Consider the following 26936-nt stretch of genomic DNA (forward strand, 5'->3'; position numbering starts at 1 on the left):
TAAACATGCTGATTGGAGGTTAGGGGAATGAATGAAAAAATAATTATTGGCAAAGGAACGAAATATCATCTTAATGGATTTTTGACACTGCCAGAGGATGGCTCATCGAAAGTTCCGGCTTTGGTACTAGTACATGGCTCTGGCCCTGCGGATATGGATGAAAAAGTGGGTAATCACTTCCCTTTCAAAGACCTTGCCGAAGGATTGTCAGACAAAGGAATCGCCGTGCTGCGATATGACAAAAGAACACTCGTTTATGAAAAAGAAATGAAAAACGATACCAGCTTATCCGTTAAAGAAGAAACGATTGAAGATGCTATCCATTAGTAATCAGTAACTGACTGATTTCTTCAATACTTCTATACTTTCCTGAAGGAACGATTGATTTCTTTCAACTCCTCTGTTTTTACACCAAACAACGGCCCCGAAAGCATCATAGAAATTATAGAACGGCAATACAATTTCGAGATTTAACATGTTCCGAATGGTTTGGTAACCTTCGAAATACGGGGACTTCGTTCTCGGGTTTACTTCCCAAATATATCTATTGATTTTAGTAAAGTCTATTTCAGAGGAGCCACCCCGGGCACTCTCAAAATCAATAATGCCAGTAACCCTGTTACCATTCACCAATATATTGCCAGGTCGAAAATCCATATGTACAAAACAGGGTCCGTCAGGATCTGGTAAAGCAGAGAACACGCCATCAAAATGAAGAATACATCGTTCATACAATGCTGGTTCGAGGAGCTCTTTGCAGGGCTCTTTCCACTTTTCGAAATTGTTTTTGATATGTAGTCGCCAATTATTTTGGTCAAGAAATTTAAATCCGTCGGTTGAATGGTAACCGTATCCTTGTGTTTTTACCTCATGGAGCATCGCATGATACACACCCATTTGAAAAGATAGCTTCTCATCCATATTTTCTGTACAAGGAACCCCTTGAATTGCAGAGAGAAGTAATGCTCCAGTATTACTTTCATCCCCACACCAAATGTCCAATACCTTAGGAACAGGTATGACGTCCTTCAATATTTCAAGCACCTGAAATTCGCGAAACAGCTTATCCTTGTTAAATGGAATCTTCACATATACATCTTCTCCACTAACAAGAGTAAGTTTAAATACATCAGAACTATATGATTCCGGAACATCTTCAATATTCAAGACATTCAACTTCAGCTTTTCTATAACGTTTAGAATGGAACTCATATGGCACCTCCTTTATTGGGCGTTCAAATATAAATCAGCGAGCCCGTTTGATGTGGCTCGCTGATTTTATGGGATCTTATATTAACATATTTATCCTGTATTTGGCTAATGAGATAACTGCAACTTTTTACTTTTTCAAGCTTTCCATAAAATCATGCAGTGCGTTGGATACCCACTTCTTCGGATGAAGGACGAGCTGTATTTCGAGTTGGAGCTCTGCATGTTCAAGGGGTAAGGCTTTCAACTCTCCCCGCTCGATTTCTTCCATTACAGCCATTTGCGGCAAAATCGAAATGCCCTCCCCTGACTTAATGCTTCTTTTGATCGCTTCCGGATTGCCAAGTTCCAGACCGATCCGATAAGGGATTGAATTCGCGCGAAGGACTCTTTCAAGCAGCTGCCTGTAATTGCAGGTATCTTCAGGCATTATCCATTCCATATCCTTTAGATCCTTCAATTCAATCTGCGTTTTGGCGATCAGCGGATGCTGTGGATGGACGATCAGCAAAAGCGGTTCTTGGCGAATGGTAATCCACTGCAAAGCCGGATCGCTCGAATCATCTGCGAGAATAAGTCCGATATCGGCTTCACCTTCCCTGACCTGATGCAAAATTAACCCCTCACGGTTCGTATGCAGTCGTATGTTCAGATCCGGGTATTCCTTACGGGTGGCTTGCATATATGGAGGTAAAAAGTAAGAAGCGATAGAATCCATCGTACCGATCGTTAAGGAGCCACCACCCTGCTTCGCCATTTTTTCCTTGGATTGCTCAAACAGTTCCAACATCTGTCCCGCAAGCTTGAATAGCTCTTCCCCGGCAGAAGTCAGACGAATCTTGTTATTGCTATAACGTTCAAACAGTTTGACTTGGTATGCTTTTTCCAGCTTCTGAATTTGCGTAGTAACACTGGATTGTGCATAACCCAGCACCTCTGCGGCTCGGGTGAAGCTCTCACGAATTGCGACCTCTCTGAACGTCTGAAGATAGATTAAATCCAACTTGCTCACCTCATCGAAAATATTGATGACAACTATCATTTGTTATAGGTAACTGTGATGCTGATTCCTATGTTACATTAGTTTCAATATAACGGGAAGAGGTAGTTGATTATGATGAATGAACAACATGTTCAAGGAATTTATATACCGGTAATTGCCCCTTTTTCGGATGACAACAAGCTCGACATTGAATCGTATCGCAAATATGTTACCCATCTTGCCAAACACGACATTCAGGGATTGGTTGTAAACGGCACGACCGGAGAATCTCCGACTGTTTCCTGGGATGAAGTAAAGCAGATGGTGGAAGTAACGAAAGAGATTTTGATCAGTCTGAACAAAACCATCCCCCTCGTTGTGGGAACAGGAACCAATGATACCTATTCGACGGTTCATCGGACCGAAATGGCCGCTGAATTGGGAGCAGATGCTGCTCTGGTGGTCACTCCTTATTACAACAGACCGACGCAAGAAGGAATTCTAGAGCATTTCTCCAACGCGTCCCGGACAGGATTGCCAATCCTAGTTTATGAGATTCCGGCTCGAACCGGTAGTCGCATGACCTTGGATACGATGAGAAAAGTCATGGATCTGGACGGGGTTATTGGCCTGAAGGACAGCACTGGCGGTTTGGATCTGCTGCTGGCGCTAACCCAACATGAGACGAAGCCTGTACTTTGCGGCGAGGATGCATATTTCCATGCGATGCTATGTCAAGGTGCTGCAGGCGGGATGGTAGCATCTGCTAATATTCATACCCAACGGTATGTGGACGTGTATCAACGCTTTGTATCTGGTGACGTGAATGCGTCAAGAGACAGCTTTAAGCAGCTGCAGCCACTGATTAGTGACGTGTTTGCAGAGCCTGCTCCAGCCTCGATCAAATGGTGGCTTGCTCAGCAACAGCTGATTGCCTCTGCAAAACTGCGTCTGCCGCTGACTGCCGCATCGGAAAAAGCAAAACAAAGGTTGGCGGATACACTCGCAGAGATGGTCGTACCTTCTTAAACTTGCTACAATTTATGAGTATATCCAGTCAGATTTAATGAAACATCATGGAATGGAAATAAAAAACAACCAGTATTGATACATCAATACTGGTTGTTTTAACTTTAAACACAGATCTTCAGACGAAGAACTAGATATTGCTAATTCACCATTCATCAAGGAATGCTGAGCACAACTTTGAATATTAAAAGTAATCCGAAAAGTAAGGTGCCTGCTGCTCAATAGCATCTTCTAACAAATCAAGCGTTTCTGGATCACATTTAATCCGGCCAATCTTATGCAGATACTCAGGACGCTTATAACCTAACAACATGGTCGTCATGGTTTGGATACTTATGCTGTCTTCACTACGTCGATTTTGACTCCGAATTACTCTTCCGCTTCCATTCGGTTCAATTTGTAGAGTAAATGTGCCTTGATTCCATGAAAGCAACGGATCTTGCAAAGTAAAGGTCCATTCTCTATCCATCGCTGCGGGTTTGAACGGATATTTCGAGATAAATTGCTCAATGTCCACGATCCGTGCCATAAAGTAAGGCGAAATGGTTTCCTTAATATCAGCATCTTCCAGCAAAAAGGCAAGCTGTTCATCGGTATGAATATTACCTACCACTTTAGATATCATTGAAAAATGCGCACTAATGAAATTCCACAGCCCACTTCGTGCCTCTTCATGAATGAAGATCATATCTTTGACGTGGAACACTTCTTCTTCAATCCAATATAAAATATATCCATCCGGTTGACCGTCTTCTCCATAATAGACAGCTGCAGTTAAATCATCTGAATCCCACCGCCAATACTCACTCCACGCCAGTTCTTTCCGCAGCATCGCTCCATGGGTTTGCATCGAAAAGCGTTCATAAGCCACCTTCACATCTTCGCTGTCGGGTTCTACACGTGCCACATCGCCAGGAACAGGTTTGTTTTTGGGTAATTGGAAGTCTTGAACCTCAAACACGATTTTATCAGATATAATCTCCCATCCTTTACGGCGATAATACGGTATGGAGTAAGGATACAAGTAAGAAATGGATTGTTCCTGTTCACGCATATTGGTGAGAGCTTGCAGCAGAAGTTTATTCATTAAACCTTGACCCGAATATTCAGGGAAGGTTCCCACACCAGTAACGCCACCCATAGCATAAGTTTGGTTAAAAATCCGAACCTCAAATGGATATATGGATACCTGAGAAATCAGTTTTTCTCCATCGAACCATCCAAGTACATCTGCTTGTTGTAAGACAGGTGATTTTTCATGGAGAATTTCGCTTTCTTTCCAGCCATGTTTGTGAAGATCATTATGAGTAACCTGAAATACATAGCGTAACAGCTGACTATATTGTTCTAAATGTGACAAATCTACTTTTTTCATTTTTAAATTTTGCTTACGATGCATGCCAGTTATTCTCCCTTGGTTTTAAATTATATTATTTACCAATTGCTTCAGAATCATGCTGGCGCTGATCTAGGTTAGCAGATCGAAGTGCGACGGAAGGGATAGCGGCTGTCGGGCCAGCAACAGAACCAATTTGAATCCAAAACAATTTTCGAAGCCGATCTGATCGTTAGTGGTCGGTTTTGAGATTGAGCCCCAGATTGAGGCATTATTAGCAGGTCTTAGCGAGACGGAGCGGTCACAGCTTATAGCTATTTCATCTAAAATCTTGAGTACTCCAATCGTTAAATGACGGGACTTTCGCTTCCCTCTTTTATTTATCCTTTAACTTCAATTGAACAAAACAGGTACGAGGCGCAGTAAAAAAAGCCAGCCGAAAGCGGCTCGCTCCAATATTCTATATAGGTTTTTCCCTGAATTGAATGAATTGAAATGAATTGCATCCAACTCATCTATTGATTTCATATTCTTGTATCACTTCAGCCTCATTCGATAAAACAAAAAGCCGCTAAAATAGCGACTATTGATTGGTCCATCTTCTTGCCCTGCAGAAGGAAATTATTTAATTAACTCCAGTGTAAATCCTTCCATTTCTTCTTCCGCTTCATGCATCAGGTCCAGCAATTGATCTGCATACTCTCCAAGAGACTTTCGGCTTGCATCGAAATCAATCCACTGAATGGTAAGTGGCATAGGGAGAAATCCAGTCAGGCAATCCCATAACGCGTCCAAATTCCGCCCATAGGTTTGACCTAATCCAAGACTGGATTGAAGGACGTCATGTAATCCTTCTTTTCCATGAATGTCCTTTCCATTGATGACTACTGTATTCATATGATCACCTTTTCCCTATTCGATTTGCTCAAACGTACGGTAATGATCCGTTGTTTTATAGATTAATCCATCATTGGAGTATAAAATCCGATCACTCCCCCGCGTTCCTCCCGAATAGTTAATATCTGCTTCGTACCAAGTTCTTCCCTTTTTCTTGGGCAACAGCCCTTCTCGATTTTGAAAAACGTCACCGCCGATGCTTTTGCCTGGAGCCACTTTTTCCAAATTACCTTTACTAGGCTCCCATCCTAATTCTCTAGCTTCTTTCTTGGTTATATAATTTTCCGGAAGTTCATTATGCTCCGAAATATACTTGGCTACTTCATCAAATTGCGTTAGAGCTGCATTCTCTTGAGATGAGCCATTTAATGAAACCGTTTCGAGTGAGCAGCCTGTAAACAGGATGGTCGCCAGAATAAAAAGTAAAACACCTAACCATTTTTTTACAACCATTGATTTTGATCTCCTTCTGAAAAATTAGCATCATCCCTATCATAACATGTTCCTTTCGTATACTCCTCTTTATATTCGTTTCTCGCGGCAATCATCCATCCCAACAGAAAAAGGCTGGAACAGGGATATCCCCGCTCCAACCTTTATTATGATTGCATTCTTACGGCTCAATCCCCCACGCCAGTTGACCATTGATATACCCGGTAACCTGTTCATGGTTTGCGAACTGCGTACTGGACGCCTTAAACGAGTAATCGTTAGCCTGGTTGTAATTGGACCAGTTATTTTTGGAGAACCGTGCTTGAATTTCAGCGCTTTGTCCGGCATTAAGCGTTCCGGCAGAATTCGTAAAACCAACTTCCAAAACATAATCCGCTCCCGCAACCGGCGATGCCAATTTAACGAATTTGCTGGTTACATTTGCACTCCCGATACTGGCCCAGTCAGACCAGAAACTCTGCGCTTCTTCACCGTCAATTGTATAGTAATACCGGACCTTTACATCACTTAATTGAATCGCCGAATTACCGGTATTGACCACTTTGAATTTAGGTGAGATTCCGTTGGTGGACGCACTTGTATTACCGTTAAAAGCTTGGATTGTCAAAGCCCCAGAGGGTGCAGTAACACTGCTGTCCACCACGTTGATTGTAAGAACAGCGTTATCTCCTCCGTTAAAATGAAACGTTATCGTATTTTGGCTTAGCGGCAGCGTGGAAAGGTAAGATTTGCGCAGAACGATGGCAGCGCTTGATGCCGTATAATCCTGACCCGATACAAGTGTATAATTTCCATTCGTTATGCTTGTAAGCTGTTTTCCGTTTAAGGTAAGGGTCAAGGAAACATCCTGCGCTAGATTCGCTGCTTTATCAAAAGCTGTATTCACGGGCGAAATTACAGCACTTGTGCTAGGTGTTGAATCAACAATTTTAACTTTTAATACAGGATCTTGCCCTTGATTAAAATCAAAAACGATGGAATGTTCGCCAACTGACAGTCCGGCCAAAAATTCTTTTTTCAGCAGCAACGTACTTCCGCTTAACGTGTAATCCTGATTTGCAGTCAATGCAGAGGTACCTATCCGTAGACCGGTTAACGTATTACCGTTAAAGTTCACGGTAATGGCCTTGTCGCTTGGATTGGGCGTGTGTTTGTCAAACTCAACGGTTGTAGGTGTGAGAGACGCGTTTGATGTTGGATTGTTAACCTTCAAATTAGGCAGTTCATCCAGCGTAATGACATAATCACTTTGATAAAGCGTTTTCAGAGTTGCCGGATAATTAAAGGCTGAACTCATGAGATGCTCTCCATACCACGGGCAGAAGTAGAGCCATCCCGATTTTTCCTCTGTCAGATTCTGTACACTTGGGACGGTATCGTTCTCCGTCATGGCCACCATTTTCTTGCCGTCCGTTAGATCAACCAGTTGATAAAAGATCGAGGTAATGGCATCCTCATTTGGTACGCCGGACAAACCGTCATTCCGGTTGTAGATTGTATTGTATTTATCATAACCGACAATATCTACCTGATCGTCACCAGGGTACCATGCAGGAGAAGTGTTATACACGTAACTATTGTAAGTCCAAATCAAGTTGTGCAAACCGTATGTTTCTGTAAGTTCAGTGTAGAGCATATCCCACAGTTGTTTGTACACATCTGCACCTGCGGAAGCCCACCAGAACCAGGCGCCTTCCCCATTCAACCCACCATTGCCCTCCGCCTCATGATAAGGACGGAAAAGAACGGGCACATTGTTATCTTGCAGAATCAGCAGTTGTTCCGCCAGATCATCAATCGTACTCATTACGTATTGATATTCCTTCGTACCAGGAATTACGGCGTTGGCTGTATTAAAATTGGTTTCTGTTGGTTTGTAAGTAGCCTCTTTCCAATCCACATGATCCCCAAGCTGGTAGGTCGTGAAATTTCGGGGCACATTGATATGCCAGGAAGCTGTCGCAATTCCTTCCCGGTTATTCACCCAATCGATCATACGATCGGTTGTACCGTCTTCCCATCCGTAGAGCGGATTATAGTTCATAAAATCAAATCCACGGATAGCCGGATACTTTCCGGTTAAATTATGAATCCAATCAAACTCCAACTCCGTATCGCCATCGTTTCCACCACCGTATATCTCCTGTTGACCTGAGATAATATGATTGCCATAAACCTCCGTTAAATAATTCATCAGAAGTTGTGTTTCCGGTGTGGCTTGAGAATCAGTAAGGACAGGCTGAACATCCAGGGGATCAAGATTGGCATAGTCCACAGTGAAGGTGTCGAAATAAGCGAAGCCCCAACCAGCCTTCAATTGAATCGTGTTGCTTCCCTGATTCAGCTTCTGATAACCAAAATTGAAATCAGACCATGTTGTTGTGTATGGCAGCATATATGAGCCCTTGGTAACACCATTAACGGATAGATATTGAAGTCGGCCGTCAGCACTTAGCTCCTGCATGTATCGAGTGGAAATTGCATACATGCCTGTTTCGGGGACAGTTACAGTGAAGGTTATCGTGCCGGAATTTTGCATCCAGACAAATCCACTTCCAGAAAATCCAGGCTTGGGTTGTCCGTAAATTTCTGTCGTCACTTGAAGATCGGAGGAAAGTAAAGCGTTTTCGCTTTCGATCGTGAAAAGTGGTGAATCTGCGTGAACGGGTACTGTCATCAATCCAAGAAGCAGAGTTAATGCCAGCATTAATACGCCTGTCTTTTTGAGCAAAATCTTCATCATCATCTTCCTTCCCATTTTAAAATATGATAAAGAATGATCCCTCTGTTTACTCATGATGGCGCTTTCATTGTAAACATAGCATATGTATCAATTTTTGCAAATATCTGGACGAAAAAAAGCCGCTATTTTGCGGCTTTCAATATGTTCATCCATTCATTTTCTGAAAATTTAATCCTCTTATTGGGCGGTGTATCCTCCATCAACGATCAAGCTATTTCCTGTCATATAGGATGAATCGTCGCTAGCTAGGAACAGTACGGCTTTGGCCATTTCATCCGCTTGACCGAGCCGCTTCATTGGTGTTGCCGAAGAAAGAGCCTGTTTGCTCTCTTCTGGAATAATCGGTGTATCGATGAAGCCTGGGCAAAGTGCGTTCACCCGAATATTTTTCTCAGCATACTCCAGCGCGAGCGAACGAGTCAGATTCACAACGCCACCTTTTGCTGCATTGTAGGCTGCAGAACCAGGTGAACCAACCCATCCGTACATGGAAGCCGTGTTGACGATAGTCCCACCGCCAATTTTGAGCATTTCTCGGATCGCTTCACGTGCGACCAAGAATACGCCATCCAGATCTACATTCACCGTATTGCGCCATTCAGCATATTCAAGCTCATGCGAAGGATGAACACGTCCGATTCCTGCATTGTTAAATACGATATCCACTTTACCGAAAACCTCTACGGTTTTTTTGAAAATCTCAGCAACCTCTTGTTCACTCGTAATGTTTGCTTTAAAAAACAGAGCATCAGCTTTAAGCGCTTTCAGTTCTTGCTCAAACGCCTGACCTTTTTCTTCATTCAGGTCCACCAAGACCACTTTGGCTCCTTCTGAAACGAATAAGCGTGCTGTCGCTGCGCCGATTCCGGATGCCCCTCCTGTAATAACTGCCACTTTGTCTTGAAGTTTGCCCATGATTAAATCCTCCAGTATACTATTTTGAATAGCACCTATTCGCATAAGTGCTATATGACGTTTACAAATATAATTGTATGCTTAAAATTGTAACAATCCAATCATTAAGATATGATGATATGTCTACTACATAGACACTTGGTGAAACAATGTCTATTTTTATAGGAGTTTTTATGTATGAATGATGAACAAATTTTGAAATCTCAACAGCGCAATCGAACAGAAGAACATCTTAAAAGCGCTCTGATCCAGCTCATTAAGAAAAAAGGTTATCATGCCATCTCTGTCAAAGACATCGTTGATCAGGCAGGTTATAATCGCAGTACTTTTTACTTACACTACCAAGATAAATTCGTGCTCGCCGAAGAATTGTTGAATACGAAGCTCGAAGGTCTGAGACTCGCCGTAGGCAAGCCATATTCGCATGGTCAAAAGGTCTACACCAACAAGCTTAATTTTGAATCCTTTCAAATCATCGATTATATCTATGAAAATCGAGACTTCTTCGAATTGATTCGATATGATGACACCTTACCAGGACTACATACAGGTTTTCCTCAGACAATCCTGAAAATCTATGAGGAGCAGTTTATCTTCGAGACGATCAACGATTCCCCTGTTAACATGGAGTATTTTAAGTACTATACGGCTTACGGCTTTTTTGGAATATTGAACAATTGGATATTAAGCAATTTTCGCGAATCACGTGATATGTTTATCAAGAACGTGATCGAACTATCCAAAACACATATTCATTCTTTTCATTATGTGGGGGACAATTTGGAATGATTATACCGATGAACTTTTAAATTTCAGGGGATCTGGAAAAAATAACACAAAAATAGCTGCTAAATTAGCGACTTTACAGGGTAATATGTGCGGCAGTTGTGGTGACGACTGCCCGCAAATTTCACAGGCAGTCATTCATTTAAATCGTAGTATGTTTCTCATCATATTCGCTTGATAATTGTTTAAGCGATTTGATTTTGCCATGAGGATGCTGTTCTTCCTTTCGTGACTTCCAAGCAGCTTCCTGCCTTTTCTTCTGGCGAGCCATAAAAGATCTCCTCCTATGGAAAATTAGAGTTATACTACTTCTTTATGATGTCATTTATGGATTATTTTCATTCAAGATCAGCAAATGATTTATTGTTAGTTATAACAACAGATTAGTTAAATTTCATTTAGAGACAAAGACGGGGAATCTTATCCTCCATTCTTTGTCTTTTTTCTCTTTTTCTTATGGAATTTATTAGGTGGTTAATTTCTCAATCAACCCTATCAATAAATTTGCCTCTTGAGTAAATTTGCACAATGGGCAAATTAAAGTTATGATAATTTCGAGTAAATGCTAAGGAGTTGAGTGAATACCAAATGAAATATCGAGAGAGTTATTTTCTCCAGAAGCATGCATGTGGAGGTGTAAGAATCTGATGGCCAAGCAAACCCTGCGACATCTAAAAAAAGAAGCCACTGAAAAAGCGCTAGCGACTACAGCATTTGAACTAGCACTTGAACATGGGTTAGACGGTTTTGTTGTCGAAGATATCGTGCAAAAAGCCGGTTATTCCAGAAGAACTTTCGCAAACTATTTCACTTGCAAGGAAGAAGCAGTAGCCATGGGAGCTACTTCAGTTAATAACACTAGTGAGTTTGAACAATTGCTCACCAGAATTCCATCAGATGCCTCCTTACTTGACGTTCTGTATCAACTTATCCAGATGCAACTTACAACAGATCTTATTGGAAGGTTGCGTGAACTTCTGTTGCTTTCCCAAAAATATCCTGTTCTCGAACCGCATTTCCTTGGAGTAGTACATCAAATGCAGACGACTGCTCAAGAGACATTATTAGACTTATCAAACGGGAAAAATGACGAGGTATATACTTATCTACTTATAAACGCAGTCTACGGAACCATTCTTCCATTAATTGACGGAAGACTTAATGTGCTGTTACCAGGACAAAACATAAGTGACCCCCAAAGAACAGGGGCTGTATCGTTCGATGAGTTTTTAGAAAACATGTTTGTTCATTTGCGCAAAGGATTCTAATACAGTAGCAATCCATATTCACCATAGAGGGAGTGTAAAAATAAAGATATGTCTACATTATTATATAGAGTGGGGAAAACCGCTTTTCGCAAACCGGGGTACTTTATACTCGGATGGATTTTAATTTTAGGAATTGTCGTCTCGATGATCAGTGTGAATGGTGTGCATATCAGTTCCGAAATGAAGATTGAAGGCACAGAATCTCAAAAAGTTCTGGACCAGTTAGCTAAAGAATTACCTGCGGCCTCAGGCGGTCAAGGGAGTGTTGTGTTTGAAGCACCTCCAAACGAGCGTCTAGATACGCCAGAACGATTGGCAGCGATCACAAAGGGTGTTAATGATGTTTACGGGATAAAAGATGTGATTAACCCAGCTGATTATGCTGCTGAAGCCAGCGGCGCAACTGCTGAGATGGCTCAGGCTGCCAGTACGGATCAGTCTGCAACAGTGGCTACTCCCTCCTATGGTCCTCTGATGGTGGATGGTGTTCCAGTGCCTGGTGTCCTTCTGTCTCCAGACGGCAGAATTGCTTTATTCCAATTCCAGTTTACCATTGAGCAGTCTGCTATCACGCAGGATGTTTTTGACTCCGTTATAGATTCCGTCATGACTGTTGAGAAAGGAACCCATATTACGGTCCTCCCAGGCGAAACACTAAAAACCGTATCCATCGGTGTAGGATCCGCCGAAATCGTTGGACTTGTTATTGCCGCGATTGTTTTGCTGGCCACACTTGGATCCGTTGTAGCGGCAGGACTGCCTCTTGTAACTGCACTTCTTGGTGTCGGCATCGGAGTGGGCGGAGCATTCTCCATTTCAAAATTCATTGAAATGCCTAGTGTCACTTCGGTTTTGGCTCTTATGGTTGGACTAGCAGTTGGAATCGATTACGCTCTATTCATTGTAAATCGTCAACGCAGAATGATTATTGATCAACGTCTGAGTGCACAAGAAGCTGCTGCCAGAGCTATTGGTACATCGGGCAGTGCTGTATTTTTTGCAGGTTTGACGGTTATCGTAGCACTATGCGGTATGCTAGTAATCGGTCTTACGTTTTTATCAACGATGGCATTGGTAGCTGCTGCAACCGTACTCATCAACGTATTTGTTGCCTTAACCCTTTTACCGGCGCTGCTCGGGTTGGTGGGTGAGCGTATCTGTTCGCCTAAAGCTCGTGAGAAAAGCGCTAAGTCTAACAAAGCGGGTGGTCGTGGCGTAGCTGACAAATGGGTTAAATTCGTTATCAAATATCGTTGGGCCACAATTGTCGCCATCATCGTACTTCTTGGTGTCGCAGCAATTCCGATTACGAAAATGGAGATGGGCATTCCTGGAGCTTCCTCAGCGAATCTGGACACGGCTGCAAGACAAAGTTATGATGCAATATCCGAAGGATTTGGAGAAGGCTTTAACGGACCACTTATTCTGGTCGCTGAGCCCAAGGATTCTTTAACGCCGGTCTCTCCAGAACTCTTAGGCAATCTTGTGAAAGAACTTCAAAGTCAAAAGAATGTTGCTCAGGTTTCACCTTTAGGCATGACTGAGGATATGGCTATTTTTAGTCTGATTCCTGAAACTGGCCCTAACGATAAAACAACCAAAAATCTGGTAAATGATTTACGTTCTTCTGAGTCGAGTATTGCACAGACGTATGACGTTAAACTTGGAGTTACCGGATTCACTGCCGTAAATATTGATATGTCGACTAAGCTGGCAGAGGTATTCCCTATATATGTAGGAATTATTATTCTGTTGTCCCTTATCATTCTACTCTTGGTATTCCGTTCAATTATCGTACCAATCAAAGCAACCATCGGCTTTCTTCTTAGTATTCTTGCTACGTTCGGGATCACGACAGCTGTGTTTCAGTGGGGCTGGCTCCACTCTCTCTTCGGCTTCGATACAGGTGGTCCGCTGCTAAGTTTTATGCCGATCATTGTCACGGGTATCCTTTATGGACTCGCAATGGATTATCAGGTTTTCCTTGTCAGCTCCATGCGGGAATCGTATGTTCATGGTCATCGTGGGACTGAATCTGTCGTTCACGGTTACAAACAGGTGAGTCGTGTCGTAGTAGGAGCCGCTGTAATTATGGTTTCTGTTTTTGCAGGGTTTATTTTCACGGATGATGTCATGATCAAACAAATTGGTTTTACATTAGCTGTAGGAATCTTGATCGATGCTTTCATTATTCGAATGGGATTGGTCCCAGCCATCATGGCTATTTTCGGTAATAAAGCGTGGGCGCTTCCGAAATGGCTCGACCGTATTCTGCCCAACCTTGATGTCGAAGGCGAGAAACTGATTGCTTCACTCAATGCAAAAGATAACGAACATCACAAGTCTTGATACAGCATAATATTTTGATTTGAATTCATTTGGATGGAAAATAAGAAACAGCGACCACGTCCGGTTGCTGTTTCTTATTTTTTGTCATATTGCTTTAGCTTAATGGACTTGGAGTCCCGCTCCCAACATGATGGAAGGTTAGTTCCTGAAGTGCTGCCTCTTGGTCACTTTCGGTGATTTCAACAATAACACCGCGGATTTTGATCGCAGGGATACGAATAATCGCCTTATGACCTATATGCTGCCCTTCATAAATGGTCACAGGTCGTCTTGACTTTTGAGTAATGATGTCAATCTTGAAGCTTCGTATATTTTCACCAGCTGTAAGATCCTCTTGGATGATAACGTGGTCGAGCAACTGGGGCACCTCTGTCTCGTAAACCCACGATTTTTCAATTCTTCTGCATTGCTCGATTGTTGCAAATGGATGTTCGAAACGGCGAATTTCCGATCCGAATTCCAACAGTCTCTCTACGTCTTTCTGTGGAAGCAGACCGTTGCGATCCGGTCCAATATTCAGGAGCAGGTTTGCACCACGGCCAACGGAATGATAATAAATGCCCATAAGTTCTTCCGTACTTTTCAGGGTAAGTTCATTGCTATCGCTATAAAACCAATCTCCCCTAATTTGGACGTCACATTCCGCTGGCAGCCATAGGTGTTCAACCAATTGCTCTTTCTTTTCTGTCAAAATTGAAAACTCCGTTGAGTCCACTTCATTCCAGCATGGAATAGGTGCAATACCATCCTCGTTCCCAACCCACCGAAAGTCGGGGTCACCCATATTAAAAATTAAAATATGAGGCTGCAAGCGGCGAATTTCATCAATAATACGTTCCCAATCATATGAGTGTCCCTCAGAGCCACAACCGTCAAACCATAGAATATCGATGTCACCATATTGCGTGAGCAACTCTGTGATTTGATTGACGAAATAATCGTCGTAGGCCTTCGCATCTTGGGTGTAATAATCAGCTGAACCATCATACGGTGAATAGTACAAGCCGGGTTTCATATCATATTTGCGGCAAGCATCAACAAATTCGCGTACGACATCCCCTTGCCCATACTTCCACTGAGAAGCCGCCACACTAAATCGACTATAGTCGGAAGGCCAATTGGAAAAGCCGTCATGGTGCTTCGCAGTTAACACAGCATAGTTCATTCCGGCTTCTTTGGCCGACCGGATCCACTGCTCACAGTCTAAGTCAACAGGATTGAAAGCAGCCGGATCCATCTGCCTTTCATCGAAATCGACATATCCTTCATAAAAAGTGCGAAGTCCGAAATGAAGAAACAATCCAAACTCCCATTTTTGAAAAGCAAGTTGTTTGGCTGATGGCGTTAATTTTTGAACAAGATTCATATGATCACACCTTTCTCATCCCATTGTTTAAAATACCGCTGTTCATTCTGTTTGTTCGTTCTCAATCTCATATAATCGATCGTAGTCCTCGATATTAAAACTGTATAACTGCATGGCCGTTTTGCCAGAGGAGGGTGCAAGGTCTCTCGGATGATCGAATCGAAATACTCGCTGGAGAATCTTTTCAACCTGCTCTTCCTGTCCATTCTGCTTTGCTATCTGCATATATTCGTAATCGCGGATGCCTCGCTGCAGCCACTTATAACGCAGTGAAAGCAGCGGTTTGCCCCTTTTTCCCGGGTAAACGAAATTCGTATCCCCAGCCTTCCATATCATAGGACGATAGGAAAGCCTCTCCAGTGGCTTGTCGGGCCACACGGTATAATTCCACCGTAGAAAGCCATCCAATTTCAGCTTTTCTGCGAGCCAAGGGATCACCCGAGACTCAATCGACGGCGAACTGAGGAACGTATTGGGTTTATCTGGCGAGCAGCAAACGTAAAACGTAAATGTCCCCTTCACGTCCTTTCTTAATTGCTCTAGCTGTTCAAATTCCTCTGCAGCACAGTCAAGGACAGGCACATAATCAACGATTCCTTCGATATGTTTACGAATAAACTCGGTATGATTGATTGCTGCTTTATAGCGGAATGATGGCGCCATCTCGCGTAAGCATGCTAAACTTTCCTCAAATAAGCTGATATCAGCCGGTTCATCCGCAACAACGCGAACGCGGTCCATCCACTTTTTCGAGATAAAATGCTGCTCTAATGCCACAATATAAGCACTAAGATCTGATTTATTTCGGATAAACATATAGCTCCCGGTTTCTTCATCATAATAGCGGACGCGAATGGCATCGGGATAATCATCCACAACTCCCCCAAACCCTTCATCCTCATGCTTCCAAATATTGATCAAGCCGAATACTTCTATTTCTTTGCATATTCCGTGCTTCTCTCCTATCTCAACATACCGATCCAAGTTCGTAAAATCATAGTCAAATCGACCGTCGCTCCGTCTCACGATTTGAACGATACTATATTCATTCAAGTCGGATGGCTCAGCATCGATAAATGATCGTTGTCCGCTCCATGGCTCCTCTGAAACAACAAGCGTCAAAGCCTTTTGTCCGAGCTGAGACAAGCTGTGAAGATACGAATCAAGAAGCATGAAATGTTCATCGGACCAATAGGAAACATCATATTTTCTTGCAATATTACAGTTATGCTGCCACAAGTCCAAAACGAACGTATAATTTTGAGGCTCTGGCAGCACTTGTTCACTGATCGTTAAACGAAACGTCAGTTCTTTCTCCAAAACCTCATCCTCGAACATCGTATGCGTGTAGAATTTCAGCTTGCCTTCATATTGACCGCTTACAACGGAATCATCGGCACGAAGCTCCACCCACAAAGGTTGGATCTGACGCTTCCTAAGCCATTGGTAGGGTTCATCCAGCAGAACATCTGAAGTCATAACACGATTATCGTCCTCTATCAACCCGATAAGCTGAAGATCGATCTTGCAGGGAGCATCCGTTTCCACCTCGCAGCGCACGATTTTGATCGGCCCGCCCTTCCATAACAATGCATCCCGGTTAATCGTAACGAGCATATCCTCTTGATCTGAGCTGACCAATGCCTGAAAGGCGGCGCTGTCATTTTTACAGCAACGAAGTTCCAAGTGTTTCACCTGCGTGTCTTCACGTCCCTGATTCCACCAATTGGACGACCATATATACTTATAGAACATGTTTTGCAAACCACAGTTCATTCCAATCTGCACCTCCGAGTCTAATCTGAAATCCTCCAGGTCCTCCTCCAGTTCAGACTTGAAGGTAGAATTATTTAGGGAAAATTTCGAATTATTTCGTATCAATTGCCTTCTGGTAAATTTCTATATACTGACCAAGCTGCAGACCATCCAGACCTTTTACATAAGAATCCCATTCTTTCTCGATGTCCTTGCTGCCCGTAATGAACTGAGCCATGTTCGACTTGACGTAATCTCGGATTGATGTTTTCAGTTGAGCCGCAACCTGAGTGTCTTCCAATGCTATGAATACGCTGGACGGATAATTCTCCTTCGATTGGAACGGCTCATATTTGGCTGATTCACGCTTCAGACGAACCTCGTACGCGCCTTCAGCAAGCGGATCCTGCAGAGCTGCCCATGAGTCACGATACTGGTATGTGCGGAGCGACGGTCCAAGCTGATCCCAGCGATCGTTATACGTAATTTTGGTTTCACCATCAGAAATAATTGCATAAGTTGCCGGTTTGCCGTCCATACCCAGCTCGCCTTCCTCCGCTTTGCGCCATCCTTCGCCTTCCGGACCGCGCTCTTGATTCACAATGGCTTCTTCTGTATATAAGTAGTCGGCCAAACGGATTGCGGCGATTTTCTGTTCATCGGTCGCTTTGTTCGTAATAGCCATCTGCGACACACTTACTCCCGCAAAGTATCCTGCTTGCTGCACACCGTTCGGTCCTTTGAGGGGAGGTACAGTGACATACTCTTTATGACGTGGGTGTTTGTCATCTGGGCTGTGGGCGTAACTGATTAAAGCAGTTGTAATGCTGCCAATCACATTTGCGTCTTGACGGTTGCCCAACTGCTGGATGGCATCGGAGTTTTGTGTGAATGATGCTGGATCGATCAGGCCTTCCGTATAGAGCTTTTTCAGGTACAATAACCCCTGCTTCCATTCTTCCTTATTGGCAACGAAATCCACTTTGCCGTCCTTTACCTGGAGAAAAGTCCCGTTGTCTTTGTCCACCTGATCGTCGATGATGAACGAATTCATCAAAAAGGAAGCGACGTTCCCTGCCCACATGTCGTCAGCGCCGGTAAGCGGGATTTCGTCTTTTATCCCATTACCGTTCGGATCATTTTCTTTAAAAGCTTTTAGCACTTCATAAAACTCGTCCGTTGTTGACGGCATTTTCAACCCAAGCTTATCCAGCCAAGACTGATTGATCCATAGCTTCTGTGCATAGTTGCAGTGATAGCACTCGTTCACTTGCGGAAGTGCATAAATGTTGCCGTCCGGTGAAGTGATAGAACTTTCAAGGTACGGCAGTTCAGCCATTGCTTTTTTGAAGTTAGGCGCATATTTATCAATCAAGTCGTTCAGTGGAATAAACACACCCTCTTTGCCATACTTCATCTGCTCTTCTTTGGTTAAGCTCCCATGCAAAATGACTTCAGGATAATCACCGCTTGCCAGCATCAATTGTTTGCGGTCGTTTAGCGCTTTTTCGGGTACGAGATCCCATTTTATATGAATATTCGTCTTGTCTTGGAGGTATTTCGTGAATGTATTGGTTTCCATATTCTCTATGACGGCGTACTGTGGAGCAAACATTTTGATCGTCATGGGCGTTTTGACAATCGGATATTCTCCAACGGGCGTAAACACGTCGCTTGCTTCCGGTGCACTAGCAGAAGATGTATTCGTAGTTGTGCTCGAATCCCCGCTACAGGCGCTCAAGACGAATGATAAACAGAGTGCAGCCCCGAGGACGCAAGAGAATGACTTTTTCCATGTTTTCATAGTTATGACCCCTCCCATTTATCGAACATAAATTTCAATTACAGAAGCATTCTATCTGGTCTTCAACCCCTCACCTCCTTAAATGCAAGTTAAGCTACCTGCCCGTCACTATCCTTTTAATGAACCGATCATGACACCTTTAACAAAGTGCTTCTGCACGAACGGATAAATGATCAGGACAGGTGCGCTTGCGACAACGATAAGCGAATATTTAAGCAAGTCTTTCAATCCTTGCTGCGCCAACATCTGATCAACATTGGTCACCATGGTCGGATCGATCGAGTTCAGAATAAGAATATTACGCAACACGATCTGTAACGGGAACAAATCAGGAGATTTTAGGAAAATCAATGCATCGAAGTAGGCATTCCAGTGGCCCACAGCATACATCAGCGTCAGCACAGCCAAAATGGGTTTGGAGAGCGGAATTACCATACTGGTAATGAACCGGATGTCACTACAGCCATCGAGTTCGGCAGCTTCCGCAATTTCCTCGGGAATCGTGGTCTGAAAAAAGGTCCGAGCAACAATCACTTGAAACACCGCCATGGCTCCTGGCAAAATCATCGCCCAACGTGTATCGAGGATATGAAGGTTTTTTACTACGAGATATAAGGGGATAAGCCCTCCTTCGAACATCATCGTTATGACTAGAATGACCATGATGAAATTACGGCCGTAGAACGTTTTTCTGGCGAGCGGATAAGCAAGCATAACAGTTAAAGCAACGTTAACTGCTGTACCTATGACAGTATAATAGAGCGAGTTCAAGTAACCGAAGATGATTTGTGGATTTCGAAACACCGCTTTATAACCTTCCAGCGTAAAGTCGACGGGCAACAGCCACACCTTGCCGGATACGACGGCTTGCGGTGAGCTAAACGATGATGAAATGATAAAGATGAGCGGAAAAAGGACGACAATCGTCACCACGATCAAAAAAGTATAGACACCGACTAGAAACAAACGGTCACCATACGATTCCCGAATCCTTGACGCTTTGAACATATTTGTTCCTCCTTTCTGCTGATTTGCTGTTACCATAAACTTGAATTGGATAACTTCTTGGCAATGTAGTTAACACTCACAAGAAGAATCAGATTGATGATCGAGTTGAAGAAACCGATTGCAGTCGAAAAGCTGAAGCTGGAGCTGAGCAGCCCTACCTTGTACACATAGGTAGAAATGACCTCTGAGGTGCTGATGTTTAGTGGATTTTGCATCAAATATACTTTTTCGAATCCAACCTTCATGAAATTCCCTAAATTCAATATGAGCAGAATGACGGATACTGGAATAAGGCTCGGTAAGTCAATATTGATTATTTTCTGCATCCGGGACGCACCATCCACTTTTGCCGATTCATACAGTTCAGGGTTGACTCCTGCCAAAGCTGCAATGTAGATAATGGCACCATAACCTGAAAATTGCCATACATCCGACCAGACATAAATCGATTTGAACAAGCTGGGAATTCCCATGAAATTTGTATTTTCAATCCCGAGTAGTTGTGTGAACTTGCTAATAATCCCTACACTTGGCGACAAAGTTACGATGAGAATGGAGACCATGATAACCGTTGAAATAAAGTAAGGCGCGTAGGTGATCATTTGTACACTGCTTTTGAAAAAACCGTTACGAATTTCATTTAATGCAAGTGCCAATAGAATCGGAGCAGGAAAACCAACAAGCAAACCGTACATATTAATGCCAAGCGTGTTCTTCAAATACAGCCAAAAGTTTGGTGATTCAAAAAATTGTTCGAAATATTTCAATCCGACCCATGGGCTACCCCAAATACCTTGGATGACGTTGTACTCTTTGAAAGCAATAACAACGCCAGTCATAGGTATATACTTGAAAATGACCAAATACAGCAACGGCAGAAATACGACCAAGTATAACTGCCAGTGACGCTTCATTTTTTTCCCAATGAAGCGTAATGATGATTTGCTGTCAGGCAATACAGGTCCATGTGGCTGGCCTTGCATTGAAGTTTCGGGTTTCCTGATTCTCTTTTGCATGCTTGACATATGCTCCTTCTCCTTTCGTTCGATCTAATTGTTTGCGCTTACATTCTACATAGTAAAGTAAGATAACGAGGTGCAGCAAGAAACAATAATCGTTAACTTAACCGTCTTCGCATGGCATGAAAATGCGCAGCAGCTCCGGTGTTTAGCCGGAGCTGCTGCATTGAAATACATTATGAAAATGCTGGGTAAGCAGGCGTAGCAAACCATTTTCAACCAGTTAACCAAATTCAACCGATCTGTCTGCGCGCTGCTTCTTCGCGGAATTCGCTTGGGGAGTAACCTACCACTTTCTTAAACACACGGCTGAATGAGATCGCGCTTGTATAACCTACCTTCTCAGCTACCTCCTGCATGGAAACTTGTGTTTCCGTGAGCAAGCGCTTTGCGGCCTGCAGGCGGATGTCAATCAAGAAGTCGACGAATTTCTGTCCGGTCTCTTCCCTGAACAGCTTGCTTACATATTTTCCATTAATGTTAAAGATTGAACTGAGATATTCAAGCGACATGTTCGGATTGGCATACTCCTCTTCGATCATTTTCCGCATATCTCGAATGGTAGCTGCATGCAGACGCCTGTTTTGCGCTCCCTTCAAATCTGTGTAAAAGCTGTTCAACACGGTCAAAGATTCTTCCCGCATTTGCTCGAGTGAATGGCACTCATCTATGATCTTACTGAGCCTCGGTAACCCGTCTCGCATCCATATTTCTTGGACCTCTTTTGTCATCCCGGAGATTTCCAGTCCCAAGTAGTAAATTAAATAATTCATCAGATTTGTAATTTCATCTTTCGTTAACAACCCTAGCTTCATTTCATTCATGAGCTTATCGTATTTCGTCTTCCATTCGTCCTCAAGAAGTCTGAACGACTGGATGATGGATCGAATTACATTTAATTGTGAGAACACCTCAACCTGACCGTGATTTGCGATGTGGTCGCTAGTAATGAGCCTGTTTTCTCCTAACACTATTTTATATTTAAGCGCCCTGAGTGCCTCTTTATAAGATTTTGCGACGCTTGAAAGCTCTGTAACCTGCTCACCGATACCTACCGTTACCGTAAACTTCAGATTTTCTTGCACCCACATACGAACGCTCTCGAAAAGTTTGTGTGTTATGGAAGTACCTGCTTCCTCTTCGCTGTCCACAAATACCATGACGCTTAGCTGAAATGGCGAAGTCCACTCGGACCAAAGCACGAGCCCATATTTTGGAGCAAGCTCCTGAATAACACTGCGTAGCGCGAATTTAAGAAGATTTTGGTCTCTACGGGAGTATTGGCAGCAAAAATCACTGTATTTATCCATTTCGATCACAAGTACGACTTGTTTATTAAACGAGTATGGAAGCTGAAGACTGTTTGTTTCTCCTATCCATTCCTCATGGGTTAAACCCATGTCACCTTCAATGAGTTGGTGGAACAAGTACCTTTTTCGCAGATGCCGATCTTCATCGTGCTTTTGCTGATACTGATTCGATTGCTCAATAATATTGGACAAGGCCGATTCGATAAAGGAAAACTCATCTCCCAATTCCTTGGACAAAGGGAGACGGTAACCGCGGATTCGCGCCACAATCTGTTCCAGCGGTCTTGAATTGCGTCTGGTAACATAGAGCAGCCATACAAAACCACCCCCAATCGTCACAATCCCGATGATAAACCAGACATTATATAATGAAGAGATTACATGGAACAACTTGCCATTTATAAGTCCGCTTTGGTAGGACCATCCGGTATAGCTCGATACATAATTGGAGAAAATCTTTGATTGTTCTTTAGAATGCAAGTCACTAAACAAATCATTTCCCGCGGCGTCCCGAATACCGATAAAGCTTGTTTTTGAATCGTATAGGTCAGCAATACTGTTCTGCAACGAATCAGTTGCCACATTGACGACGATCATGCCTTTCTTGCCTGTAATAAATGGCGCTCCCCGTACCAAACTAACGACAGGCTTACTCCCTTTTGTAGAAAACTGCTCGAAGCTTCTTATGCCCGACCATTGCTTTGGTGCGAGCGGATCCATGGCCTTTTTAATAAATGGCTCGTCCCTGTAGTTGCTAAGTTGATCACTTGTCGCATTACTGAGCACGAAATTGTCTTCGTAACGCACAAAATAGATCGAATCAATCATGGGGTAATAGGATATCATATCCTGCATTTTTTTAACTGCGCTTATGTTGATGAAAATGTTATTCTTCTCTTCATTATTGAAGAAATCAATCAACTGCTTATTATTTATGGTTTCCGACATTATCATATTGTCTATCGCCTTCAGGGAAGTATCGATCAGACGCATCGCCTGTAATGATAGCATTTTGTTGGCGTTAAGTGCCTCCTTACGGCTTTGTTCGCTTAATATCTGAAAAAAAACAAAAAACGTAAACGTGATCACGACAATAAAAATCGGCATATAAGAAAACAGCAATCGATTAAATAACGTTTTCCTCATATCCAGCCCCCAATTTTTTTTAAAACGGAATGATATATATTTACATAGTGTACACGCTTACATCTGAATACGTCCATACAAACGGTAAGTCCACCTCTCAACAATATGTAGACGAAAAGCCTCTTTTTTAGCCATACAAAAATGCACCCCCTAGAATTTCATCGGATAAACCCAGGGGTTTTTCCAATGTCCATTCTAAGGGGTGGTGCACTTCACTCAACAGTAGAGTCATTCTCTTAATTGTTTTATCAATATATTAATGCAATGCGCCTATGATTGGATAGATTGGGCTTCTCAGATTGAAATTGTAGTTCAGGTCTACAATCCCTACGACTTCGTTACTATCATATAGATCTAACATAAAGCCTGCCATTTCTTTGGCGGTGTGGTATTTAGACATGTTTGCTTTGTAATCAAAATCTTCTGTATCTAATGATTTATTCACGAATTCCGTTTCCGTTATAGCTGGAGCTAGCACTTTTGCTTTTAGTTTTGCATCTTTTATTTCAAGTTCTTTGGCAAGCCCTTCTGTGAAGGCACTAACATAAAACTTCGTTGCCGAATACGCAACACTTCCAACAGCAATGGCATATCCAAGTGCGGATGCAACGTTAATTAACTGAGTTCCCTCTATGTCTGCATAATCTCGCACATACAGTGTGGAAAGGATCGTCAGGGACTCAATGTTCACACGCAGCATGGTTTCAACTTTCTCCAGATTCTGTTCTGCTACAAAAGAACCTTCACCAAGCCCCGCATTGTTAATCCAAGTCTCGATTTGGTATTCCTTCAGCGTGTTATAAAATGTATATGCCTGAGCAGTATCCGATAGATCACTAGTTTGAACAATAACATGTACTGTAGCGTCAATATTCTGAATTGCTAATTTGAGTTCTTGTAATTTGTCCAATCTTCTTGCGACCAAAATTAAGTTTTTGCCTCGTGCAGCAAACGCCAATGCTGTCTCATATCCAATCCCTGAACTTGCACCTGTAATAACTGTATATTTCATCCTATTCTCTCCTTATCAACATGTATTTTAGTATAAGTAAGCTATTAAAATAATTTTAGAACGATCGTTCTTAATATTGCAAAAAAAACAGTTAGATCTAACTTGCTATTTAGAATAGCATTTCTAGAACGAACAGTAAAGAATTATTTTCTGACTGCTATATAATGATGTTGGGACAGGGAACTATGAGTTATGCCAGACATGCGATACAAGTTCTTTATAACATAAACAGGACAAGAACCTGTATCACTAAAACAAATCAGCCTTCATGGAGACACCCCCTCTTTGCCTGCCATGCCTTAACTCCATTTTCAATCTAAAACGGATAATGTCATATCCATAATATTTGTTAATTTTTGCGGATCCGTAGTGGTCTTAACCAACGTTCGTATCCCCACCCATGCATTCATCAAATAATGTGAAATAACTTCAGGGTCAACGTCAGCCTTGATTTCACCCTTTTGCTGGCCTTCCAGAACAAGGTTTCTCAAGAATTCCTCTGTTCGCAAGTAACTCTCATTAACCAAGGATGCAACTTCAGGATCCAATACGCCCAGTTCCACGCCTGAGTTTACAAGAAAACAGCCTATAGGTTGTCCTTCATTTCTTATAGTTGACTCAAACAATACCCTAATAATCTCTTTGATTGGTTTTTGGGTATCAATTAGAAAACTCATTTTGTTGGTCTGCTTCGTTTCATAACGTTCAAGAGCTTTCATAAACAGAGCATGCTTATCCCCAAAGGTATCATAGATACTTCTTCGATGAATGCCCATATATTCAACCAAATCCTGCATCGAAGTTTTCTCATATCCTTGGGCCCAGAACAGTTGTATTGCTTTATCTAATACTTCATTAACTTCAAATTCTTTGGATCTTGCCATCTTCATCACCTCGAATAATCATTATACATTGAAGCCCCCGATTGGGAAACTTACATGGTTCCAGAAGCTATAAGGTTAGTTCCACGAAAAAATCCTTACCAATTAGCTGATAACTCTTTGAAACTAGCTACATAAGATATAACAAAATAATAGATTGGAGGAATTGTTATGGTTCGTACGCTTGACGCTCGTACTTCACTTGGGTCTAACGGTGTTGCTCCGTTTAATGTTCCACTTACTCCAAATACGCCTACTTTGGTGGGTATCCTTGGTCTAAACATTGTCAATCCAGGAACAGTTATTCGCACTCAGTTTAACGGAACCTATCGGATTTCGGTAGCAAATTTGTCCTCACAACCATCTTCCGTTCGATTTGAAATTTTCAGAGGTTCGACCTATACAGGCACGCCGATTTATGTCGTTTCCCAGCCTATATTCCCTTCTGTGGGAAGCATACTGGCAAGCTTCGATGGTTCTGATTTCAATGTGCCTCCTCCTCCTACCGGGCAGCTTATCTATTCTTGTTTTGTGACATTTGTTCCGGCATCCCCATCAGAGCAAGCCAGCCGCGTTGGTCCAGAATGCTTCAATGCGGTTTCATACAGCGACGATTAACACATGGCTAACAGGATTCTATGAAAATATGAAAGGAGGAAATTTCATGGTTAAAACGTTAGATGCACGGACTTCCCAAGGCTCCAATGGCCAGCAAATTTTAACTCCCAGCTTCACGAATGGTGTCCCGCTATTGTTTGCCCAGGTTGGATTGCAAATCAGTAACCCGGGTATGTCGATTCGGACTTTTTTTTCGGGGATCGTCGAAATTACAGCAAGTCAGTTGCCAGTTAACGGAAATCTTATTATCGAAGTATACCGAGGATTAGGCGGTTCGCAACAGCTTGTATATCGGGCCAATACAACTGTATTGTCCAACCCATTTTTCAGTCCTTGCATTTTAAGCTTTAGCGGTTCGGAGTACAATGTCCCAGCCCCAGGCAATGGGCAGCTTGTCTACTCAGCGTACGCTACATTCTCCTATAACCCCATTTATAATGTGAATAACGTACGTTTGGGTCCTGAAAGTTTCAATACAACTGTTTATTCTGATGATTGAGTCAATATGTTTGAAGCATATGAACAAAAATTAAACCATCTCAATAATTGAGATGGTTTTTTTTGGATCTTACTAAACCTTATTTACACGAACTATTGATGTTTCTTGAAGAAGTGCAAGTATGGCAAACACGATTTTTGTTCCAGCAATTTATTTTTCCACAACGTCATCCATGGCCTGAACAGCCAGTTCAAATGCTTTAATTCTTCTTCTTAAAAGCGTTTTTTGAGGACTGCCCGTTTTTGACTTAGTATAACTGTTCTCAAGGGACGGGAATAAACCGATCAGAACATTGCGAGCTTCTGCCAACTCTTCCTTGGTGTACTGATGAGCTTTTTGATTCCAGACCGTTTCCAGCATAGCCAAACCGATGTATAAGGCGTTGAGTCGTTTCTTTAATAAAGTAGTGTTATTCCCTTTCTGAGTCAAATTAGTCAAAGCGTTTTCCGATTTGCGTATGGTCGAATGGAAAGCTTGGATGGATTGCAATTTGTCTTCCTCTGATACATTTTCCATGCAGCGCAACCTCTCCTTTTCTCATGCATAAAACT

24 protein-coding genes are annotated in these 26936 nt (G+C 42.6%); 7 read left to right on the plus strand and 17 right to left on the minus strand.

Annotation, left to right across the window (positions count from 1 at the left end):
- Nucleotides 1-27 precede the first annotated feature (27 nt).
- A complete protein-coding gene (locus CS562_RS12820; RefSeq protein ID WP_218966734.1) occupies nucleotides 28-327 on the plus strand; it encodes an alpha/beta hydrolase family protein in 300 nt (99 codons plus the stop codon).
- A 3-nt stretch (nucleotides 328-330) separates the two neighbouring features.
- On the opposite strand, the gene CS562_RS12825 is transcribed toward CS562_RS12820, so the two are convergent.
- Both CS562_RS12825 and CS562_RS12830 read right to left on the minus strand, forming a co-directional pair.
- The gene (locus tag CS562_RS12825; RefSeq protein WP_076289232.1) at nucleotides 331-1212 is read right to left on the minus strand and encodes a phosphotransferase family protein; all 882 of its coding nucleotides are present in this window, start codon (nucleotides 1210-1212) and stop codon (nucleotides 331-333) included.
- Nucleotides 1213-1339: 127 nt separating this feature from the next.
- Nucleotides 1340-2212 (minus strand): LysR family transcriptional regulator, encoded by an 873-nt coding sequence (locus CS562_RS12830; protein ID WP_076289231.1) that lies wholly within the window; start codon nucleotides 2210-2212, stop codon nucleotides 1340-1342.
- A 111-nt stretch (nucleotides 2213-2323) separates the two neighbouring features.
- Here CS562_RS12830 and dapA point away from each other — a divergent pair, with 111 nt between their 5' ends.
- Entirely contained in the window at nucleotides 2324-3220 is an 897-nt protein-coding gene (gene dapA / locus CS562_RS12835; RefSeq protein ID WP_076289230.1) for a 4-hydroxy-tetrahydrodipicolinate synthase, read from the plus strand.
- A gap of 184 nt (nucleotides 3221-3404) precedes the next feature.
- Here the strand turns inward: dapA and CS562_RS12840 are convergent, their stop codons facing one another.
- The 5 genes from CS562_RS12840 to CS562_RS12865 all read right to left on the minus strand — a co-directional run bounded on the left by CS562_RS12840 (nucleotide 3405) and on the right by CS562_RS12865 (nucleotide 9564).
- Nucleotides 3405-4619: a GNAT family N-acetyltransferase gene (locus tag CS562_RS12840; RefSeq protein ID WP_099856135.1), complete on the minus strand. Its 1215-nt coding sequence runs from the start codon at nucleotides 4617-4619 to the stop codon at nucleotides 3405-3407.
- A gap of 558 nt (nucleotides 4620-5177) precedes the next feature.
- The gene (locus tag CS562_RS12850) at nucleotides 5178-5453 is read right to left on the minus strand and encodes a barstar family protein (protein WP_076289228.1); all 276 of its coding nucleotides are present in this window, start codon (nucleotides 5451-5453) and stop codon (nucleotides 5178-5180) included.
- Nucleotides 5454-5468: 15 nt separating this feature from the next.
- Nucleotides 5469-5906, minus strand: coding sequence for a ribonuclease (locus CS562_RS12855; RefSeq protein WP_099856136.1), 438 nt, complete (start codon nucleotides 5904-5906; stop codon nucleotides 5469-5471).
- Nucleotides 5907-6066: 160 nt separating this feature from the next.
- The gene (locus CS562_RS12860; RefSeq protein ID WP_099856138.1) at nucleotides 6067-8646 is read right to left on the minus strand and encodes a glycosyl hydrolase; all 2580 of its coding nucleotides are present in this window, start codon (nucleotides 8644-8646) and stop codon (nucleotides 6067-6069) included.
- A gap of 180 nt (nucleotides 8647-8826) precedes the next feature.
- Nucleotides 8827-9564, minus strand: a complete 738-nt coding sequence (locus CS562_RS12865) for an SDR family NAD(P)-dependent oxidoreductase (RefSeq protein ID WP_072733222.1) — start codon at nucleotides 9562-9564, stop codon at nucleotides 8827-8829.
- 177 nt (nucleotides 9565-9741) lie between these two features.
- Between CS562_RS12865 and CS562_RS12870 the strand changes: the two genes are divergently transcribed.
- Nucleotides 9742-10353 (plus strand): TetR/AcrR family transcriptional regulator, encoded by a 612-nt coding sequence (locus CS562_RS12870; protein ID WP_076289225.1) that lies wholly within the window; start codon nucleotides 9742-9744, stop codon nucleotides 10351-10353.
- A gap of 139 nt (nucleotides 10354-10492) precedes the next feature.
- Here CS562_RS12870 and CS562_RS33420 read toward each other — a convergent pair whose 3' ends face one another.
- On the minus strand, nucleotides 10493-10621 hold the full coding sequence (locus CS562_RS33420; RefSeq protein WP_246318097.1) for a DUF6254 family protein: 129 nt from the start codon (nucleotides 10619-10621) through the stop codon (nucleotides 10493-10495).
- Between the two features lie 376 nt (nucleotides 10622-10997).
- Here CS562_RS33420 and CS562_RS12875 point away from each other — a divergent pair, with 376 nt between their 5' ends.
- A complete protein-coding gene (locus CS562_RS12875) occupies nucleotides 10998-11618 on the plus strand; it encodes a TetR/AcrR family transcriptional regulator (protein WP_099856140.1) in 621 nt (206 codons plus the stop codon).
- A 48-nt stretch (nucleotides 11619-11666) separates the two neighbouring features.
- On the plus strand, nucleotides 11667-13967 hold the full coding sequence (locus tag CS562_RS12880) for an MMPL family transporter (RefSeq protein ID WP_099856142.1): 2301 nt from the start codon (nucleotides 11667-11669) through the stop codon (nucleotides 13965-13967).
- A gap of 94 nt (nucleotides 13968-14061) precedes the next feature.
- On the opposite strand, the gene CS562_RS12885 is transcribed toward CS562_RS12880, so the two are convergent.
- From CS562_RS12885 to CS562_RS12920, 8 genes are all read right to left on the minus strand, one after another.
- The gene (locus CS562_RS12885; RefSeq protein ID WP_099856144.1) at nucleotides 14062-15333 is read right to left on the minus strand and encodes an alpha-L-fucosidase; all 1272 of its coding nucleotides are present in this window, start codon (nucleotides 15331-15333) and stop codon (nucleotides 14062-14064) included.
- 42 nt (nucleotides 15334-15375) lie between these two features.
- The gene (locus CS562_RS12890) at nucleotides 15376-17109 is read right to left on the minus strand and encodes a DUF4091 domain-containing protein (RefSeq protein ID WP_099856725.1); all 1734 of its coding nucleotides are present in this window, start codon (nucleotides 17107-17109) and stop codon (nucleotides 15376-15378) included.
- Between the two features lie 91 nt (nucleotides 17110-17200).
- A complete protein-coding gene (locus CS562_RS12895; RefSeq protein WP_099856145.1) occupies nucleotides 17201-18892 on the minus strand; it encodes an ABC transporter substrate-binding protein in 1692 nt (563 codons plus the stop codon).
- Nucleotides 18893-19000: 108 nt separating this feature from the next.
- Complete coding sequence (locus CS562_RS12900; protein WP_099856147.1) at nucleotides 19001-19900, minus strand: carbohydrate ABC transporter permease; 900 nt, start codon at nucleotides 19898-19900, stop codon at nucleotides 19001-19003.
- 29 nt (nucleotides 19901-19929) lie between these two features.
- Complete coding sequence (locus CS562_RS12905) at nucleotides 19930-20916, minus strand: ABC transporter permease (RefSeq protein WP_373561733.1); 987 nt, start codon at nucleotides 20914-20916, stop codon at nucleotides 19930-19932.
- Nucleotides 20917-21152: 236 nt separating this feature from the next.
- Nucleotides 21153-23375 carry a helix-turn-helix domain-containing protein gene (locus tag CS562_RS12910; RefSeq protein WP_099856149.1) on the minus strand — a complete coding sequence of 741 codons (2223 nt, stop codon included), beginning with the start codon at nucleotides 23373-23375 and terminating at the stop codon, nucleotides 21153-21155.
- Between the two features lie 256 nt (nucleotides 23376-23631).
- Nucleotides 23632-24387, minus strand: a complete 756-nt coding sequence (locus CS562_RS12915; protein WP_099856151.1) for an SDR family NAD(P)-dependent oxidoreductase — start codon at nucleotides 24385-24387, stop codon at nucleotides 23632-23634.
- Between the two features lie 311 nt (nucleotides 24388-24698).
- Nucleotides 24699-25271, minus strand: coding sequence for a TetR/AcrR family transcriptional regulator (locus CS562_RS12920; RefSeq protein ID WP_099856153.1), 573 nt, complete (start codon nucleotides 25269-25271; stop codon nucleotides 24699-24701).
- A gap of 168 nt (nucleotides 25272-25439) precedes the next feature.
- Between CS562_RS12920 and CS562_RS12925 the strand changes: the two genes are divergently transcribed.
- Together CS562_RS12925 and CS562_RS12930 are read left to right on the plus strand one after the other, a co-directional pair.
- Nucleotides 25440-25886, plus strand: coding sequence for a hypothetical protein (locus CS562_RS12925; protein ID WP_076289215.1), 447 nt, complete (start codon nucleotides 25440-25442; stop codon nucleotides 25884-25886).
- Nucleotides 25887-25932: 46 nt separating this feature from the next.
- On the plus strand, nucleotides 25933-26385 hold the full coding sequence (locus tag CS562_RS12930; RefSeq protein WP_076289214.1) for a hypothetical protein: 453 nt from the start codon (nucleotides 25933-25935) through the stop codon (nucleotides 26383-26385).
- A 150-nt stretch (nucleotides 26386-26535) separates the two neighbouring features.
- On the opposite strand, the gene CS562_RS12935 is transcribed toward CS562_RS12930, so the two are convergent.
- Nucleotides 26536-26901 (minus strand): hypothetical protein, encoded by a 366-nt coding sequence (locus CS562_RS12935; protein WP_099856155.1) that lies wholly within the window; start codon nucleotides 26899-26901, stop codon nucleotides 26536-26538.
- Nucleotides 26902-26936 lie beyond the last annotated feature (35 nt).

Source organism: Paenibacillus sp. LK1, from assembly GCF_002750415.1.
Taxonomy (GTDB): Bacteria; Bacillota; Bacilli; order Paenibacillales; family Paenibacillaceae; genus Paenibacillus; species Paenibacillus taichungensis.

What these genes read in the sequence shown, in the direction of transcription:
- CS562_RS12820 (WP_218966734.1), top strand. Translation starts at nt 28, where the DNA reads ATGAATGAAAAAATAATTATTGGCAAAGGAACGAAATATCATCTTAAT.
- CS562_RS12825 (WP_076289232.1), bottom strand. Translation starts at nt 1,212, where the DNA reads ATGAGTTCCATTCTAAACGTTATAGAAAAGCTGAAGTTGAATGTCTTG.
- dapA (WP_076289230.1), top strand. Translation starts at nt 2,324, where the DNA reads ATGATGAATGAACAACATGTTCAAGGAATTTATATACCGGTAATTGCC.
- CS562_RS12840 (WP_099856135.1), bottom strand. Translation starts at nt 4,619, where the DNA reads ATGCATCGTAAGCAAAATTTAAAAATGAAAAAAGTAGATTTGTCACAT.
- CS562_RS12850 (WP_076289228.1), bottom strand. Translation starts at nt 5,453, where the DNA reads ATGAATACAGTAGTCATCAATGGAAAGGACATTCATGGAAAAGAAGGA.
- CS562_RS12855 (WP_099856136.1), bottom strand. Translation starts at nt 5,906, where the DNA reads ATGGTTGTAAAAAAATGGTTAGGTGTTTTACTTTTTATTCTGGCGACC.
- CS562_RS12860 (WP_099856138.1), bottom strand. Translation starts at nt 8,646, where the DNA reads ATGAAGATTTTGCTCAAAAAGACAGGCGTATTAATGCTGGCATTAACT.
- CS562_RS12865 (WP_072733222.1), bottom strand. Translation starts at nt 9,564, where the DNA reads ATGGGCAAACTTCAAGACAAAGTGGCAGTTATTACAGGAGGGGCATCC.
- CS562_RS12870 (WP_076289225.1), top strand. Translation starts at nt 9,742, where the DNA reads ATGAATGATGAACAAATTTTGAAATCTCAACAGCGCAATCGAACAGAA.
- CS562_RS33420 (WP_246318097.1), bottom strand. Translation starts at nt 10,621, where the DNA reads ATGGCTCGCCAGAAGAAAAGGCAGGAAGCTGCTTGGAAGTCACGAAAG.
- CS562_RS12875 (WP_099856140.1), top strand. Translation starts at nt 10,998, where the DNA reads ATGGCCAAGCAAACCCTGCGACATCTAAAAAAAGAAGCCACTGAAAAA.
- CS562_RS12880 (WP_099856142.1), top strand. Translation starts at nt 11,667, where the DNA reads ATGTCTACATTATTATATAGAGTGGGGAAAACCGCTTTTCGCAAACCG.
- CS562_RS12885 (WP_099856144.1), bottom strand. Translation starts at nt 15,333, where the DNA reads ATGAATCTTGTTCAAAAATTAACGCCATCAGCCAAACAACTTGCTTTT.
- CS562_RS12890 (WP_099856725.1), bottom strand. Translation starts at nt 17,109, where the DNA reads ATGAACTGTGGTTTGCAAAACATGTTCTATAAGTATATATGGTCGTCC.
- CS562_RS12895 (WP_099856145.1), bottom strand. Translation starts at nt 18,892, where the DNA reads ATGAAAACATGGAAAAAGTCATTCTCTTGCGTCCTCGGGGCTGCACTC.
- CS562_RS12900 (WP_099856147.1), bottom strand. Translation starts at nt 19,900, where the DNA reads ATGTTCAAAGCGTCAAGGATTCGGGAATCGTATGGTGACCGTTTGTTT.
- CS562_RS12905 (WP_373561733.1), bottom strand. Translation starts at nt 20,916, where the DNA reads ATGCAAAAGAGAATCAGGAAACCCGAAACTTCAATGCAAGGCCAGCCA.
- CS562_RS12910 (WP_099856149.1), bottom strand. Translation starts at nt 23,375, where the DNA reads ATGAGGAAAACGTTATTTAATCGATTGCTGTTTTCTTATATGCCGATT.
- CS562_RS12915 (WP_099856151.1), bottom strand. Translation starts at nt 24,387, where the DNA reads ATGAAATATACAGTTATTACAGGTGCAAGTTCAGGGATTGGATATGAG.
- CS562_RS12920 (WP_099856153.1), bottom strand. Translation starts at nt 25,271, where the DNA reads ATGGCAAGATCCAAAGAATTTGAAGTTAATGAAGTATTAGATAAAGCA.
- CS562_RS12925 (WP_076289215.1), top strand. Translation starts at nt 25,440, where the DNA reads ATGGTTCGTACGCTTGACGCTCGTACTTCACTTGGGTCTAACGGTGTT.
- CS562_RS12930 (WP_076289214.1), top strand. Translation starts at nt 25,933, where the DNA reads ATGGTTAAAACGTTAGATGCACGGACTTCCCAAGGCTCCAATGGCCAG.
- CS562_RS12935 (WP_099856155.1), bottom strand. Translation starts at nt 26,901, where the DNA reads ATGGAAAATGTATCAGAGGAAGACAAATTGCAATCCATCCAAGCTTTC.